This is a genomic window from Actinoallomurus sp. CA-150999 (genome assembly GCF_050942425.1).
GTDB lineage: Bacteria > Actinomycetota > Actinomycetes > Streptosporangiales > Streptosporangiaceae > Actinoallomurus.
Map to the genome: position 1 here is coordinate 1996081 of NZ_CP192063.1, position 13920 is coordinate 2010000.

Genomic DNA, 13920 nt, shown 5'->3' on the forward strand with positions numbered 1-13920 from the left:
CGCCCGGGGTTTCCGGACGTCTTCGCCGTACGCCCCGGGGTTCCGGGGCGCAGGCACGGTGCGCGCGGCGACCGGGTCAGGCGGGTGCGCCGACCGGGGAGCCGTTGACGGTGACGTCGGTGAGGACGAGACCTTGGACGTTCTCCACGATGTCGGTGGCCGTCGCCTTGTCGAACCGGCAGTGCGCGAGCGTGACGTCCTTGATCGGGGCGTCGGGGTAGCCGCGCATGTCCAGCACGTACTTCGTGGTGCCGACGTGCACGTTCTCCACGTGGATCCCGCTCACCGACGGGTTGTACGGGTGACCGGGCCCCTCGTCGTAGTAGAAGTCGATCTGGATCGCGGCGACGGCCAGCTGGCCGACCTCGACGTCCTTCATGTGGACGTCGTGGATGTAGCCGCCGCGCATGGAGTTGGTCTTCAGGCGCAGGCAGCTGTTGAGGTTGGGGCTGGTCATCCGCAGGTTCCGGGCGAAGACGGAGCTGACGCCGCCGGTCATCTCGCTGCCGATGGTCACGCCGCCGTGGCCGTCGCGGAACTCGCAGCCCTCGACGAGGATGTTCCGGCTCGGGACGTTGACGCGACGGCCGTCGGCGTTGCGGCCCGCCTTGATGGCGATGCAGTCGTCGCCGGTGTCGAAGGTGCTGCCGGTGATGACGACGTCGGTGCAGGACTCGGGGTCGCAGCCGTCGTTGTTCGGGCCGTGGCTGTCGACCGTGACGTCGCGGACGAGGACGGTCCGCGACAGGACCGGGTGGATCTCCCACATGGGGGAGTTCACGATCGTGACGCCCTCGACGAGGACGTTCTCGCATTTGTACGGCTGGATCATGTTCGGGCGCAGGTAGTGCCCGCTGCCGAGGACGCGGTCGGCCACGGGGACGCCCTGGTCGGCCCACTGCTGCAGCAGCGTCCAGTCGGGGCCCTGCTGCGGGTCGCCGGGCTTCCAGCCGTACGTCGCGCTGCCGGACCACGGCCACCAGGCGGTGTTGCTCGCCTGCCCATCAAGCGTGCCCTTCCCGGTGATCGCGATGTTCCGGGCCTCGTACGCGTAGATGAACGGCGAGTAGTTGTAGCACTCGATGCCCTGCCAGCGCGTGTACACGGGCGGGTACTTCGCCGGGTCGGTGCTGAACGCGATCGTCGCGCCCTCTTCGACGTGCAGGTCGATGTGGCTGCGCAGCCGGATCGGCCCGGTCAGGTAGCGGCCGGGCGGGACGACGACGTGGCCGCCGCCCCGCCGGGCGCACGCCTTGATCGCCGCGTCGAAGGCGCGCGAGCAGTCGGTGGTCCCGTCGCCCTTCGCCCCGAAGTCGGTGACCCGGACTCGGTGGTGCGGGAACCGCGGTGGGCGTACCCGTCGCCGGATCTTGTCGGCCGTCCGCCAGGGGTCCGCGTCGGCGAGGGCCGGCCCGCCGAGGGCGGAGGCCAGCAGCCCGCCGCCGACGACGGCGCCGCTCACGCCGAGGAAGCGCCGCCTGGGCCAAGGTCCCGTCATTGTTCCTCCTGGAATGTGGTCATCGGATGGTGACGTCGGCGGGGTGGCCCTGCGACGTCAGCGTGAGGACGACTCCGCCGAACGGCCCGGAGGTGAAGGTCCACCCGCCGCCCGCGGCGCGCAGCGCCGTGGCGTCCGCCGCGCGGGGTAGCGTGCGGCCGTCCACGGTGACCGAGCGCGGCGGCTGCCGCAGCGGCACGACGACCTGCGCCCGGCCGGTCGTCGCCGGCACCCGGAACCGGGCCGTACCGTCGGCGCCGGGGGCGTACAGCCATCCGGTGAGGCCGGGCTTGGACAGCTCGTCGGTCCGCCAGCCGCCGAGGACACGGGAGTTGAAGCCGATGGTCGCGCCCGCCCGGAGGTAGAGCGGGAACTCGTCCAGGCTCGTCTGCCGCGTGATCGTGCGCCCGCCGTCGACGACCTCGCCGCTGTACAGGTCGACCCAGCGCCCGGCCGGCAGGTACACCTGCACCGGCGTGGGCCGGCCCGCCGCGCCGTCCGCGTCGGCCCGGTCGGCGGTGACCGGGGCGGCCAGCAGGTCCGGGCCGACCATGAACTCCTGGTCCTGGGCCCAGGCGGCCTGGTCGCCGGGGTACTGGAAGCCGACGGCCCGCAGGATCGGCACGCCGGTACGCGCGGCGTTCCGCGCCAGCCCGTACAGGTACGGGAAGAGTTCGTAGTGCAGCACGACCGCGTCGCGGAACCGCCGGACCGTGTCCGCGTCGTACTTCCACGGCGTCGCGTTGAGTCCCGCCCCGCCGACCTCGAACACCGGGCTGACCGCGCTGAACTGCGCCCAGCGGGTGAACAGCGACGGCGTCGGGCTGTTCGTCGCGTCCGCGGGCGACTGCGGGTCGATGCCGCCCGTGTCGGAGCCCCAGGCGAAGTGCCCGGTCAGCGACTCGCTCGTGCCGTACCGGACCGAGGTGCGCAGCCCCGCGAACGTCTCGAACACGTCGCTGCCCCACATGCCGTGCGTGTGCTGCGCGGTGCCGGGCACCCCGGCTCGTACGAGCGTCTCGAAGTCGTTGCCGTGCGCCCGCCGCATCGCCTCGGTGACCGCCGACTGGTACAGGTCCGGGTACCGCAGGTACAGGCCCGCGCCCGAGCCGCCCGCGAACTGCGTCGTCTCCAGGCGGTATTCCTCGGCCCGGTCCTCCTTGGCCATGTCGACGCCCATCCGGAAGATGCGGGTGAGCTGCTCGACGTAGCGCTCGCGCGCGGCCGGGTTCGTGAAGTCGATGTAGTTGGTGCCGGGCACGAGCCAGCCGTTCTTCGCCCAGATGTCGTTGAGGCCGGCGCAGGTGCCGCCGCCCTGGGCCGACGACGGGGCGCTCACGACGTGGGAGGTCACCCACAGCCCGAACCGCACGCCCTGCGCGTGGATCGAGTCGATCATCTTCTGCGGGTCCGGGAAGAACGTCGGGTCGAACTCCCCGGTGTTGGTGCAGGCACTGCCGTTGATCCGGTGAGTGTTCCCGGCCGGCTGGTGCTCCCACGGGTTGTCGATCCAGATGGTGCCGAGCGGGATGTCCAGCTTCTTCATCTGCGCCACGTCGTCCAGCACCTGCGCCTGGTCGGCGTTGACGTCACGCCACTTCATCAGCGCGAACTGGCTCGCCGGCGGCATGCCCGGCAGCCCCACCGTCCGGTAGTACGCGTTCGTCACCGCGGCCGGTGAGCCGGTGTAGACGTCGTAGGTCAGCTCGGCGTCCTTCACGCAGATCTGCACGCGGTCGGGCTGCGCGGTCGCCGCGACCGGGCAGGGGTACGGCTCGGCCGCGCCGGTCGGCGGCTTCGGTGTCTTCGCGCAGGTCGGACCGTCGCTCTGCTGGGTGGCGCCGGGGAACGCGAACCGGCCGACGTGGTCCGTGGCGGCCCGCAGCCCGTACCCGCCGGAGCTGAGGTAGAAGGTGCTCGCGGCCTGCTCCTGGTTCTGGCAGTAGTCGCCGGCCTCGTTGCCCTCCTTGCCCGGGCTCCAGCCACGGATGTGCCCGCGCAGGTCCACGTACGCGGCCGAGCTGCCGCCGAGGTAGTGCTCGTCGCCGCGCGCCGTCAGCGCCTCGAACACGGCCGTGACGTCGCTCGACGGGGCGAACGACCAGCGCACCCGGACGCCCTGCGGGGCCCGCGTGACCGTGACGGTCGCGGTCCGCCCGGGCTCGTCCGTCGCGACGGTGTACGCCGTGCCGCCGCGCACGTCGTGCCGGGCCACGAGGTCGGTGAGCCGGTGGTACGTCGCGCCCTCCTGGGAGGTGGCCGAGCCGCCGACCTGGTAGGACAGCCGCCCGCCCGGACCGGTGGACGTTCCGCCCGCCTCCTGGGTGATCGCTCGTCCGTGGTCGAGGAAGGTCAGCCCGAACGGCGCGGCGGTGACTCGCCAGGCCGCCGGGGATTCGGCGGCCCGCGCGCCCGGCGGGGCGAACGCGAGCGGGAGAAGGAGACCGAGAAGCGGCACGATCGCGCGGCGGCGGAGCCGGGCGGGCGTTCGGCGGTGGATCACGAGGAGCTTCCTCCTGGGGCGGTGAAGGCGGGTCCGGAGGTCCGAGTCCATGGGCGGGGTCGGCAAGCCAGGGTCGGCGGGCGGGGCCGGCGGTCTGGGTCAGCGGATGGGGCCGGCGGTCGGGGTCGATGGTCACGCCCGCGTCTTCCCGAACGGGCGGTGGCGTCGTACTGTTCGTCCTGAGGGAAGGAAAACCTTTTCCCGCTCGCCCGTCAACCATGAGGGGACGCGAATCGTGACCGACGCAGCAGCGAGTCGCCGAAACGGCCGGGACCGCGGCAGGCCCCACCCGGGGGTGAACCGCCGCGCGTTCCTGGGCGGCGCAGCCCTGGCCGGGGCGGCCGCGCTCACCCCTCTGCGCGGACCGGCGGCGCTCGCCGGAACGGCCACCGGCCCGTACGACGCGGTCGCCGGAACGGCCGCCGGCCCGTACGACCCGTCGCCCGCGTCGCTGAACACGCACCCGGTCGCGCCGTGGTACCGCGACGCCAAGTTCGGGATCTTCATCCACTGGGGCGTCTACTCGGTGCCCGCCTGGGGCGACACCGTCGACTACCACGCCGCCGAGTGGTACTTCTACGCGATGCGCATCAGCGCGGCCGGCAAGGACAGCACCTACCAGCACCACCTGAGCACGTACGGGCCGGGCGTCGCCTACGACGACTTCATCCCCCGCTTCACCGCCGAGCGCTACGACCCGCACGCGTGGGTCCGGCTGTTCGAGCGGGCCGGGGCGCGCTACTTCGTGCTGACGTCGAAGCACCACGACGGGTTCCAGCTGTTCCCCAACGCGGTCTCGCGCCGCAACGCCGCCGTGCTCGGGCCGCGCCGCGACCTCGTCGGCGAGCTGTTCGCCGCCGCCCGTCACTCGCGGCTGCGCCGCGGCCTGTACTACTCCCTCGGCGAGTTCTACAACCCGGCGCTCGGCACCCCGCCCTGGGACCCGTACACCCGCGCCCCCATCCCGTACACCGGCTACGTCCCGGTCAAGGACTACGTCGCCGACTACGAGCACGTCCACCTGCGGACCCTCATCGACCGCTACGACCCCGACCTGCTGTGGGCCGACGGCCAGAACTGGCACGAGGACCTCGGCGCGGGCTCGATCTTCTGCCCCAAGGACCTCGACTGGCGCAGCGGCGAGGTCCTCGCGTACTACTACAACCGCGCCGTCGAGCGTCGCCGCGACGTCATGGTCAACGACCGGTTCCGGGCCGGCCACGCCGACTTCGCCGTCTCCGAGGGCGACAAGTCGAGCTACAAGCTGCGATCCACGCCCTGGGAGGCGTGTCTCACCATGGGCCGCTCCTGGGGGTACGACACGCACGAGGACCCGGCCCGCATCAAGTCCGAGCCCGCCCTCGTCCAGCTGCTCGTCGACATCGTCGCCAAGAACGGCAACCTGCTGCTCAACATCGGCCCCCGCCACGACGGCACCATCGCCGACTGGCAGCGCGAACGCCTCATCGCCCTCGGCGACTGGCTCCGCGTCAACGGATCGGCGATCTACGGGACGACGCCGTGGCAGCGCGCCCAGGACGGCGACGTGCGCTACACCGTCTCCCCGGGGACGTTCAACATCATCCCGCTGAGCTGGCCCGGCGCCACGCTGACCGTGCCCGGCGACCTGCCGATCGCCGACGGCGCACGGATGCGCCTCCTCGGCCACCACGGCCGGCCGCTCGAGTGGACCCGCCAGGACGGCTCGATCGTGATCACACTTCCGTCGCGCGCCCCGGGGCACGGCCCCGACTACCCCTGCGTCATCGCCGTCCATTGAGCGCATCGGGTCTGAGCGCAACAGGTCCGAACGGATCGGGCCTGAGCGCATCGGGCCCGAACGGACCGGATCCGAGGGGACCGGGTCCGAGCGCATAGAGCCCGGACGCATCGGCCGCCGTACGGCGGAGCCTCCCGGAATCGGATGCGCCGGGCCTGGGCTCACCCGGACCCGGCTCACCGGGGTCGCGCTCACCTGGGCCGCCAGCCGCCCAGCACGTGCGCCGGGTCACTCCACCAGGCCGCCTCGGCGTCGGTCAGCCGCCGTGAGCACGGCAGGCGGGCGGCGGTGTCGAGCGGCCGCCCGGCGAGATCGGTGCTGCCGTACTCCCAGAAGCGCACGTCCAGCGCCTTGTCGCAGCCGGCGTTGTTCAGCTGCCAGCCGTCGGGCCGGATGTGCGCGTCCATCACCGTCCGCACGAAGACCACCTGACTGGCCGGGTACACCGTCGGGTCCACCCGCCCGAGGTACACCGAGGCGTCCGGTGCCTCCGGCCCGCGCGTGAGGCGGTCGTCGACGAACACGTAGCCGGGGTGCGTGGCGTCGTTCCGCGCCTGGGTGACGTAGCCGCCGTGCAGGGACCGCAGCTCGGTGCGCCGGACGAACACCGAACCGGTGCCCCACACGAAGTCCACGTCCCCCGCGATGAGGCTGTCGGTCACGAACCCGCGCCCCTGCAGGCGCAGGGTGTCCTGGAAGCTCTCCAGGGTCACCCGCCGCAACGTGATCCGGTCCGCGTTCCCCCGGAACGCCTCCGCCTGCGATCCACCGTACGGCGTGGTGTTGCGCAGCGTGATGTCCCGGAGCCGGAAGTCGTCCGCCTCGACGCCGAACAGCGACCGCCAGCAGTTGAATTTGTCGTGGCCCGGCAGCACCTGACGCGGGCAGACGTCCCCCGGATCGGTCGACCCGGCGAGCGCGGTGTCCCCGTTGAGCTTGTTGTTGTTGTCGTACTCGATGACCGTCCGGTCCCGGCCCGCGCCGCGCACGGTCAGGTGCGGGCGGTCGGCACGGACGTAGTCGATCTCCTGGTACGTGCCGGGGCGGACGTCGATCAGAACCGGCCGCGTGTTGCCCTCGGGGACGAAGTCGATCGCGCCCTGCACCGTGCAGAAGTCGCCCGTGCCGTCCGCGGCGACCGTCAGCAGCCGCGACACGGTGCGCGGCGGGGCGGCCCGGGTCCGGAACCGCCACGTCGCCGGGTCCTGGATGCCGGGGAACCCGGGGAACACCTCGGGATCGACCGTGACGTAGTACGCCCGGCCGTAGTCGAGCCGACGGTGCAGCCGGATGGTCGCGGTGTTCCCGTCCACGAGCACCGGGTGGTACGCGAAGGAGTGGGGGACTCCGGTGTCGGAGACCGCGTCGCCGATCGTGCGGTGGTACGAGCGAGGGTCGGCCAGGTCGATCGTGTCCGCGACGGTGCCGTCCGCACGGTGCACCTCGATGCGACCGGAGGCGCCGGTCTGGAGCGGCCGGTCCGCGGTGAGCCGCAGCGGCGTGTCCACGCACACCCCGCGGTGCCGCCCACCCGGCGAGAGCCGCCCGGACACGGCGGTCGCGGAAGGAACACCGGCCTGAGCGACCTGCCCGGCGTCGGCAGGGGGAGCACTGGTGGCGGCGAACCGCGCGGCGGCGGGTGTGACGCGCGGCGCGGACCCGGCGGCTGAGGGGGCGGCGGCTGAGGGGGCGGCGAGCAACCCCGCGATGAGGAGAGCGGCCGGGGCGAGCGGCGGGCGGAGGGAGGCGGTGGGGCGTCTCATCGCGTCCGCCACCCCGTGGTCGCCGCGATCAGTGGGATGAGGCGATCGGCGGCCTTCCGGTGCCCTTGGACGTTCGGATGGCCGCCGTTGTAGTCACCGTCGGCCGCCGACAGCCAGCCGGTGGTGTCGACGTAGACCACGCGCGGATCGTCCGTCGAGCGGACCGCTGTGGCGATGTCGTCGGCGTGGTAGCCGCCGAACGGCCGCATCGCGAAGATCCAGGCGCGCGGGTACGCGGTGCGGATCTCCCGCAGGTAGGCGAGATAGCCGGGTTCGAAGTCGGCGCTGGGGTACGGGACGTCGTTGGTGCCTTCGTTGACGACGACCGCTCCCGGCCGGAAGCGGTCGTCGGCGGGGGAGCCGGCGAAGTTCCACCCGAACGACTGCGCGGCGGTCCCGACGTTGCCGTGGCCCGGCTGGATGATGCCCTGCTTGCCGAACCCGACCTGGTCGAAGTCGGCGTGGAACGCCCGCCCGGTCAGGTTGGCGTAATCGACCGTGCCGTCGGCGCAGTCCACCCCGGTGTGGTCACACAGCGCGGCCACGCCCTCGGTGATCGAGTCGCCGTAGAACTCGACGCGCGGCCCCCGCGGGCGAGGCGTCGGCAGCACCCGGGCGCGCGGCCCGAGCCGGAAGCCGGTGAGCACGATGCCGGACTGCAGCGGCAGGATCCACCGGTTCTCGTACTCGTCGACGTCCTTGACGGCGATCGTCACCGTGTGCCGTCGGCCCGGCAGCGCGGCCGGCGTGAAGTCGATCTCGTCGCGATCCACCTTGTAGAGCGTCCGCGGGCCGCCGTCGATCGAGACGTAGATCTGCGACGGCACAGTGATCGTCGAGGCGTCGAACAGGCCGGTGAGCGTGTGCCCGGTGAACCGGAAGGTCAGCTCGGACCCGGAGTTGACGGTGATCGCCGCACCTCGTACGTGACCCCAGTGCCCCATGTACCGCAGCCGCGGATCGCCAGGCCGTACGACGGAGTCCGCCGTCGCAGGGGCGGGCACGGCGGCCAGGGGCGCCGTGCCCAGCAAAACCAGCGAAGCGATCTTCAGGAACCCGGACATGGGGCCTCCTAGCGCCGTGTCGAGCAACCTTGGTCGTGTAATCGGCCGGGGTGATCGGGCACTTCGATGATCAGAACGCATCCCGATTACCGGCGGCGCTGTTCTGTCGTAGGCACCTGCTGTAATCGTCTTGTGCCTCGACGTGTTGATTCGGATGCGCCTCGGGCGGTGCTGCGCACCGCCCGGGTCAGTCTGCGCCTCACGCCCGCCCAGCGGCGGCGAGGTTTCGGGCTGCTGGCCTCGGCCGGGGACGTGTGGGCATGCGTGCTGGACATGAATCGGTGGCGGCGCCAGCGCGGCCTGTACGGCATCGTGGACTTCCAACAGCTGTGCCGCGAGCTGCATCAGGCCGGGTCTGGAACTTTCGGGGAGCTGAATGCCCAATGCGCCGAAGGTGTGCTGCGCCGCTACAGCGACGCGTGGTTTGCCGCCGCCAAACGCCGCAAGAACGGTGACGCCACCGCGAGGTTCCCTCGTCGCAAACGCGGCTTGGTCCCGGTGCGCTTCCGGTACGGCAACTTTGTGATCGAAGGTCAGCGACTGCGGCTTTCGGTCGCACGCGGGTACCCGCCGCTGTGGTTGCGACTTGACCGGGAGGTTCCGTATCCGGCCGATCAGGTCCGGTCGATCACCTTGTTGAACGACGGCCGCCGGTTGTTCGTTGATGTGACCGCCGAGGTCCCGGTCGCCACGTATGAGCCCGGGTGTGAGCCCGCCCCGGACCGGGTTGCCGGGGTGGATCCGGGAGTGATTCATCCATTCGCGGTGGCCGGGCCGGACGGGGAAGGGCTGGTGGTTTCTGGGCGGGCGATCCGGGCCGAGACCCACGTGCACCTTAAGGACACCAAATACCGCCGCCGCAAGATGGCCCCACGGGCGCCGAAGCCGGGGCAGGCGGGGTCGCGGCGGTGGCGGAAGTTCCGGGCCCGGCAGCGGAAGCTCGAGGCCCGGCACAAGCGGCGGGTGAAGCAGGCGCAGCATGAGGCGGCCAAGACCGTAGTCACCTGGGCCGCCCAACGCCGGATCGGGACGCTGATGGTCGGGGATCCCCGCGGAGTACTGGAGGTCAAGGCCGGGCGGCGGCACAACAGACGCGTCCGGGAGTGGCGGGTCGGGTATCTGCTCCGTTGTCTGAAGGACAAGGCCGAACAGGCCGGGATCCGCGTCGTCCTGGTCGATGAGCGCGGCACGTCCTCGACCTGTCCGGCCTGCGACCGGAGGGTGCCCAAACCCACCGGCCGCGTTTTTACTTGTATGCATTGTGGTTTCAGCGGGCACCGCGACCTGGTCGGCGGCGCCAATATCGCCCGGCGTGGACCGGGCGGACCCATCACCACCAACACGAACGAGTTTCCGGTGGTGATCACGCACCGTCGAGCCGGACGGCACCTCCCCGGTACCGGACCAGCCCGGCGTGACCCAAGACGACGCCCCCATCACGGCACCGTCGACGGGGCCATTGGCCGGCCGCGGCCCGCCCCACCACCCGGTGGGGAGTCGCTCGCTCTGAGGGCGAGGATCAACAACATGGTCAATTCACCACCAATGTTCGTTGACGCGGCACTATCGGTAGAGCAGCCGTAGATCGATCGCGTCGGCCATCGCCTGGTATCCGGCGTCGCCGGGGTGCAGGTGGTCGCCGCTGTCGTACGCCGGGAGGTAGCGCGTCGGGTCCGCCGGATCCCGGGTGACGGCGTCGAAGTCGACGACGCCGTCGAACGCGCGGGACGTGCGGATCCAGGCGTTCACGGCCTGCCGCTTCTGCTCCGCCTCGGGCGTGTCGTACTTCGAGCCGCCGATCGGCGTCAGCGTGCAGCCGATGATCCGCAGGCCGTGCGCGTGGGCCCGGGCGATGAGGTTCGTCATCCCCGCGATGAGGTCGCCGGCCGTGACCGGTTCGCCGGACACCGGACCGGCGTTGTGGCCGATGTCGTTGATGCCTTCGAGGAAGAGCACATCCCGTACCCCGGTCTGGCCGAGGACGTCACGGTCGAACCGGGCCTGCGCGCTCACCCCGGAGCCACCGGCGTCGGTGAGGACCCGGTTGCCGGAGATGCCCTCGTTCAGCACGGACAGTCCCCGGCCGTGGAGCCGGCGCGCCAGATCGTCGGGGTACCGCCGATTCGCGTCGACGGTGGACTGGGCGCCGTCGGTGATCGAGTCGCCGAAGGTCACGACCGCCCGCGTGCCCGGCGTGGCGCGGACGTCGAGCCCGTCGATCAGGTACCAGGTGGAGGCCTTCGACGTGAACGCATCGCCGTCCACGTCGGCCGCGTGGTCACCGGTCGCGAGGTACGACGTCGCCATGGCGAGGGGGTGCCGGGTCGCCGCGCCGGTGGATCGGGGGAGGTACAGGCTCACCGCCAGGTCCTGGCCGGTCGGTACCGCCAGTGGCACCGGGTCGCTGAGCACGTCCGAGCCCGCCGGCAGGACCACCGTCCGGGCCCCGCCGAACGTGACCGGGAGCTCGGTGCCCGCGGCGAGCGTCGCGCCGGTGGCGCGCACCCCGATCGTCGCCCCGCCGATGACGAGACCGTCCGTGCCGAAGGCGTTCGTGAGGCGGATCCGCACCTGGTCGCCGCCCATGGTGGTGTGGACGACCTCGCGCAGGGTCTGGTCGCCGAACCCGCTCCCGGTGCCGGTGACGGGCGCCGCGCTCCACGCGCCCACCCAGGTTCGCGAGATGCCCACCGCGGGCTGCGGCTTGACGGCCAGCGCCCGCGGGGCAGCGCCGACGGCCGTCGAAGCGAGCACCGCAGCGGAGACGACCACGGCCGCCGCCCGGGGGGATCGCCCCCGGGCCGGCGACCGGCCGGACGGCCTCCGGGTCGTCGATCCGTGGGACGGCCGTGCAGCCGTCGATCTCCGGGTCGTCGATCCGAGAGACGGCCGTCGAGCCGCCGACCGTCCGGGCCGCCACGGGGTCGTCGATCGTAGGGACGACCACAGCGAGGACCACGCGGTGGCCGATCCGGGGGATGACCATCGAGCCGCCGATCGGGCCATGCCCGCCTCCCGTCGCCTCGTGACCTTCTCCGGCCGCGATGGCGGGTGCGCCGTGACGACCGCCGCGCCGGCGCCGGGGGAGGCCGAGCGGAAAACCTTTTCCGAAAATCACACGGCAGTCCAGGGACGTCAAGACCGCTTTCGCGGCCTTTCGCGGCGGATCCAATGCGCCGTGAGGCGTGTTCGTATGGTGCAATGCCGCCATGGGCAGGGCGCAGACCGGCACGGGGGCGCGGCCGCCCCGGGCGACGATCATCGACGTGGCACGGGAGGCCGGTGTTTCTCCCGCGACCGTCTCGCGTGTCCTCACCGGTTCCAAACCGGTGTCGGCAGGACCGGAACAGCGGGTGCGCGCGGCCGTCGCCCGACTCGGCTACCGGCCGAATCCGGCCGCGCAGGGACTGCTTCGCGGCACGACCTCCGCGGTCGGCGTGGTCGTCCCCGACCTGAGCAACCCCTACTTCGCGGAGGTGCTCAAGGGGGTGACCAACGCCGCCCAGCAGGCGGACTTCCGCACGCTCGTCGCCGACACCGGCGAGAAGTCCGCGACCGAACGCGACGCCGCGCTCGAACTCTCCCGGTGGGCCGACGGCGTCGTCCTGTGTTCACCGCGGATGAGCCAGTGGGAGCTCGCCGAGCTCGCGGAGGCCGTGCCCCGGCTCGTCTGCGTCAACCGGCTCAGCCGCGCGTCGATCCCCGCGGTCGCGGTGGACTTCGAGGCGGGCGTCGCGTCGATCTGCCGCCACCTGCGGGAGCTCGGTCATCGCCGCGTCGCGTACCTGCGTGGCCCCGCGCGCGCCTGGTCCGAACGCGCCCGGCAGCGTGCGCTGCGAGCGGCCGCCGGGCCGGATCTGGAGATCGTGCAGATCCCCTGCGGTTCGAGCAGCGTCGACGGGCACCGCGCCGCCGACGCGGCCCTCGCGACCCGGGCCACGGCCGTCATGGCCTTCAGCGATTACGTCGCCCTCGGCGCCCTCGCCCGGTTCGACGAGCTCGGCGTGCCCGTCCCCGACGAGATATCGCTGACCGGGTTCGACGACATCTCGCTGAGCCGTCTGGTCTCTCCCCGCCTCACCACGGTCACGGTGAACAAGCAGGACCTCGGCCGCCGGGCCTGGGAGCTGTTCGTCGAGACCGGTGCCGACGGCGAAGACGGCCCGGTGGTCACGGTCACGCCGGAGCTGGTCGTACGCGCCTCGACCGCCGCACCCGCCGACGTGGCCGGCTCTCTGCCGAAGACCGCGGCTGACCGGTGACCGATTCGGCCTCGATGTGGTGGTCCGTACCGTCGTGAAAGACGGCGAAAGATCTCTGGCGTGAGCCACGGCCCGGGCGTACGGTGACGCGGTCCGGAAAAGCATTTCCCGTTAGGGGCCGTCATGCGGAGATCACTGATACCGGCCACCGGTCTGGCGGCCGCGGGCCTGGTCGTCCTCACTCTGACACCGGCGACCGCGGCGGCTCCGGCCGCCTCGCCTCGCGGGGCGGGCACGCCGGCCCGCGGGCCGGCGTCGGCCGTCGGAGCCGTCACCACGCGGGCGGTCGCGGCGGCGACGGGCGACAGCCGCACCGTCAGCGAACCGGTCCGGCCGGCGACCTGTACCGCGTTGCCCGCCCGGCTGACCGCATCGAACCGGAAATTCACCTCCGCTCAGGAGGCGAGTCCGCCCGACACCGACCGCGTCCAGGCCGCGCTCACCCAGTGCGCGGGCACCGGCAAGGCGGTGGAGCTGACGGCGAGCGGTACGAGCACGGCGTTCCTCACCGGGCCGCTGACCATCGGCGCCGGCGTCACCCTCGTCATCGACAGCGGCGTCACGCTGTACGGCTCGCTGAACCCGGCCGGATACCAGGTGTCGGGCAAGCCGACGTGCGGGACCGTCGCCGACGACAGCGGCGGATGCAAGCCGCTGATCACCGTGAGCGGGGCGCACGCCGGGCTGATGGGCGTCCGCGACTCGTCGGGACACCAGGGCACCGTCGACGCGCGCGGCGACCTGCCGCTGTACGGCCAGAGCACGAGCTGGTGGGACATCGCCCTCCAGGCCAAGAACAGCGGAAAGAAGCAGAACAACCCGCGCATGGTGCAGGCCTCCGCCGACGACTTCACGATCTACGACCTCAACCTGATCAACTCACCGAATTTCCACGTCGCCTACAAGGGGAACGGATTCACCGTCTGGGGCGTGCGCATCAAGACACCCGCCACCGCCAAGAACACCGACGGCATCGATCCGAGCGGCAGCAATGTAACGATCAACGACTCCTACATCGAGGCAGGTGACGACGGAATCGCGATCAAGGCG

The 13920-nt window shown here is 71.9% G+C and carries 9 protein-coding genes (1 of these 9 only partly in view); 4 read left to right on the forward strand and 5 right to left on the reverse strand.

Annotation, left to right across the window (positions count from 1 at the left end; genetic code table 11):
• Positions 1-76: 76 nt before the first annotated feature.
• Positions 77-1498, reverse strand: a complete 1422-nt coding sequence (locus ACQP2O_RS09505; protein WP_433181871.1) for a glycoside hydrolase family 28 protein — start codon at positions 1496-1498, stop codon at positions 77-79.
• Positions 1499-1517: 19 nt separating this feature from the next.
• Positions 1518-4001, reverse strand: coding sequence for a glycoside hydrolase family 31 protein (locus ACQP2O_RS09510; RefSeq protein WP_433181873.1), 2484 nt, complete (start codon positions 3999-4001; stop codon positions 1518-1520).
• A gap of 235 nt (positions 4002-4236) precedes the next feature.
• Here ACQP2O_RS09510 and ACQP2O_RS09515 point away from each other — a divergent pair, with 235 nt between their 5' ends.
• Entirely contained in the window at positions 4237-5781 is a 1545-nt protein-coding gene (locus ACQP2O_RS09515; protein WP_433181875.1) for an alpha-L-fucosidase, read from the forward strand.
• 191 nt (positions 5782-5972) lie between these two features.
• On the opposite strand, the gene ACQP2O_RS09520 is transcribed toward ACQP2O_RS09515, so the two are convergent.
• Positions 5973-7544: a pectinesterase family protein gene (locus ACQP2O_RS09520; protein ID WP_433181877.1), complete on the reverse strand. Its 1572-nt coding sequence runs from the start codon at positions 7542-7544 to the stop codon at positions 5973-5975.
• Positions 7541-8608, reverse strand: coding sequence for a GDSL-type esterase/lipase family protein (locus tag ACQP2O_RS09525; RefSeq protein ID WP_433181879.1), 1068 nt, complete (start codon positions 8606-8608; stop codon positions 7541-7543). The genes ACQP2O_RS09520 and ACQP2O_RS09525 overlap by 4 nt, the downstream gene beginning before the upstream one ends.
• Before the next feature lie 168 nt (positions 8609-8776).
• Here ACQP2O_RS09525 and ACQP2O_RS09530 point away from each other — a divergent pair, with 168 nt between their 5' ends.
• Entirely contained in the window at positions 8777-10192 is a 1416-nt protein-coding gene (locus ACQP2O_RS09530; RefSeq protein ID WP_433181881.1) for an RNA-guided endonuclease InsQ/TnpB family protein, read from the forward strand.
• On the opposite strand, the gene ACQP2O_RS09535 is transcribed toward ACQP2O_RS09530, so the two are convergent.
• On the reverse strand, positions 10172-11380 hold the full coding sequence (locus ACQP2O_RS09535) for an SGNH/GDSL hydrolase family protein (RefSeq protein ID WP_433181883.1): 1209 nt from the start codon (positions 11378-11380) through the stop codon (positions 10172-10174). The genes ACQP2O_RS09530 and ACQP2O_RS09535 overlap by 21 nt on opposite strands.
• 437 nt (positions 11381-11817) lie before the next feature.
• Here ACQP2O_RS09535 and ACQP2O_RS09540 point away from each other — a divergent pair, with 437 nt between their 5' ends.
• Complete coding sequence (locus ACQP2O_RS09540) at positions 11818-12870, forward strand: LacI family DNA-binding transcriptional regulator (protein ID WP_433181885.1); 1053 nt, start codon at positions 11818-11820, stop codon at positions 12868-12870.
• A gap of 123 nt (positions 12871-12993) precedes the next feature.
• A protein-coding gene (locus ACQP2O_RS09545) for a glycoside hydrolase family 28 protein (protein ID WP_433181887.1) crosses the window boundary here: on the forward strand, positions 12994-13920 show its 5' portion. It continues 573 nt past the right edge of the window; only the first 927 of its 1500 coding nucleotides appear in the window; its start codon is at positions 12994-12996; the stop codon falls past the right edge of the window.

Excerpts from the sequence above, each read along its gene's own strand:
- ACQP2O_RS09505 (WP_433181871.1), bottom strand. The coding sequence starts at position 1,498 with ATGACGGGACCTTGGCCCAGGCGGCGCTTCCTCGGCGTGAGCGGCGCC.
- ACQP2O_RS09520 (WP_433181877.1), bottom strand. The coding sequence starts at position 7,544 with ATGAGACGCCCCACCGCCTCCCTCCGCCCGCCGCTCGCCCCGGCCGCT.
- ACQP2O_RS09525 (WP_433181879.1), bottom strand. The coding sequence starts at position 8,608 with ATGTCCGGGTTCCTGAAGATCGCTTCGCTGGTTTTGCTGGGCACGGCG.
- ACQP2O_RS09540 (WP_433181885.1), top strand. The coding sequence starts at position 11,818 with ATGGGCAGGGCGCAGACCGGCACGGGGGCGCGGCCGCCCCGGGCGACG.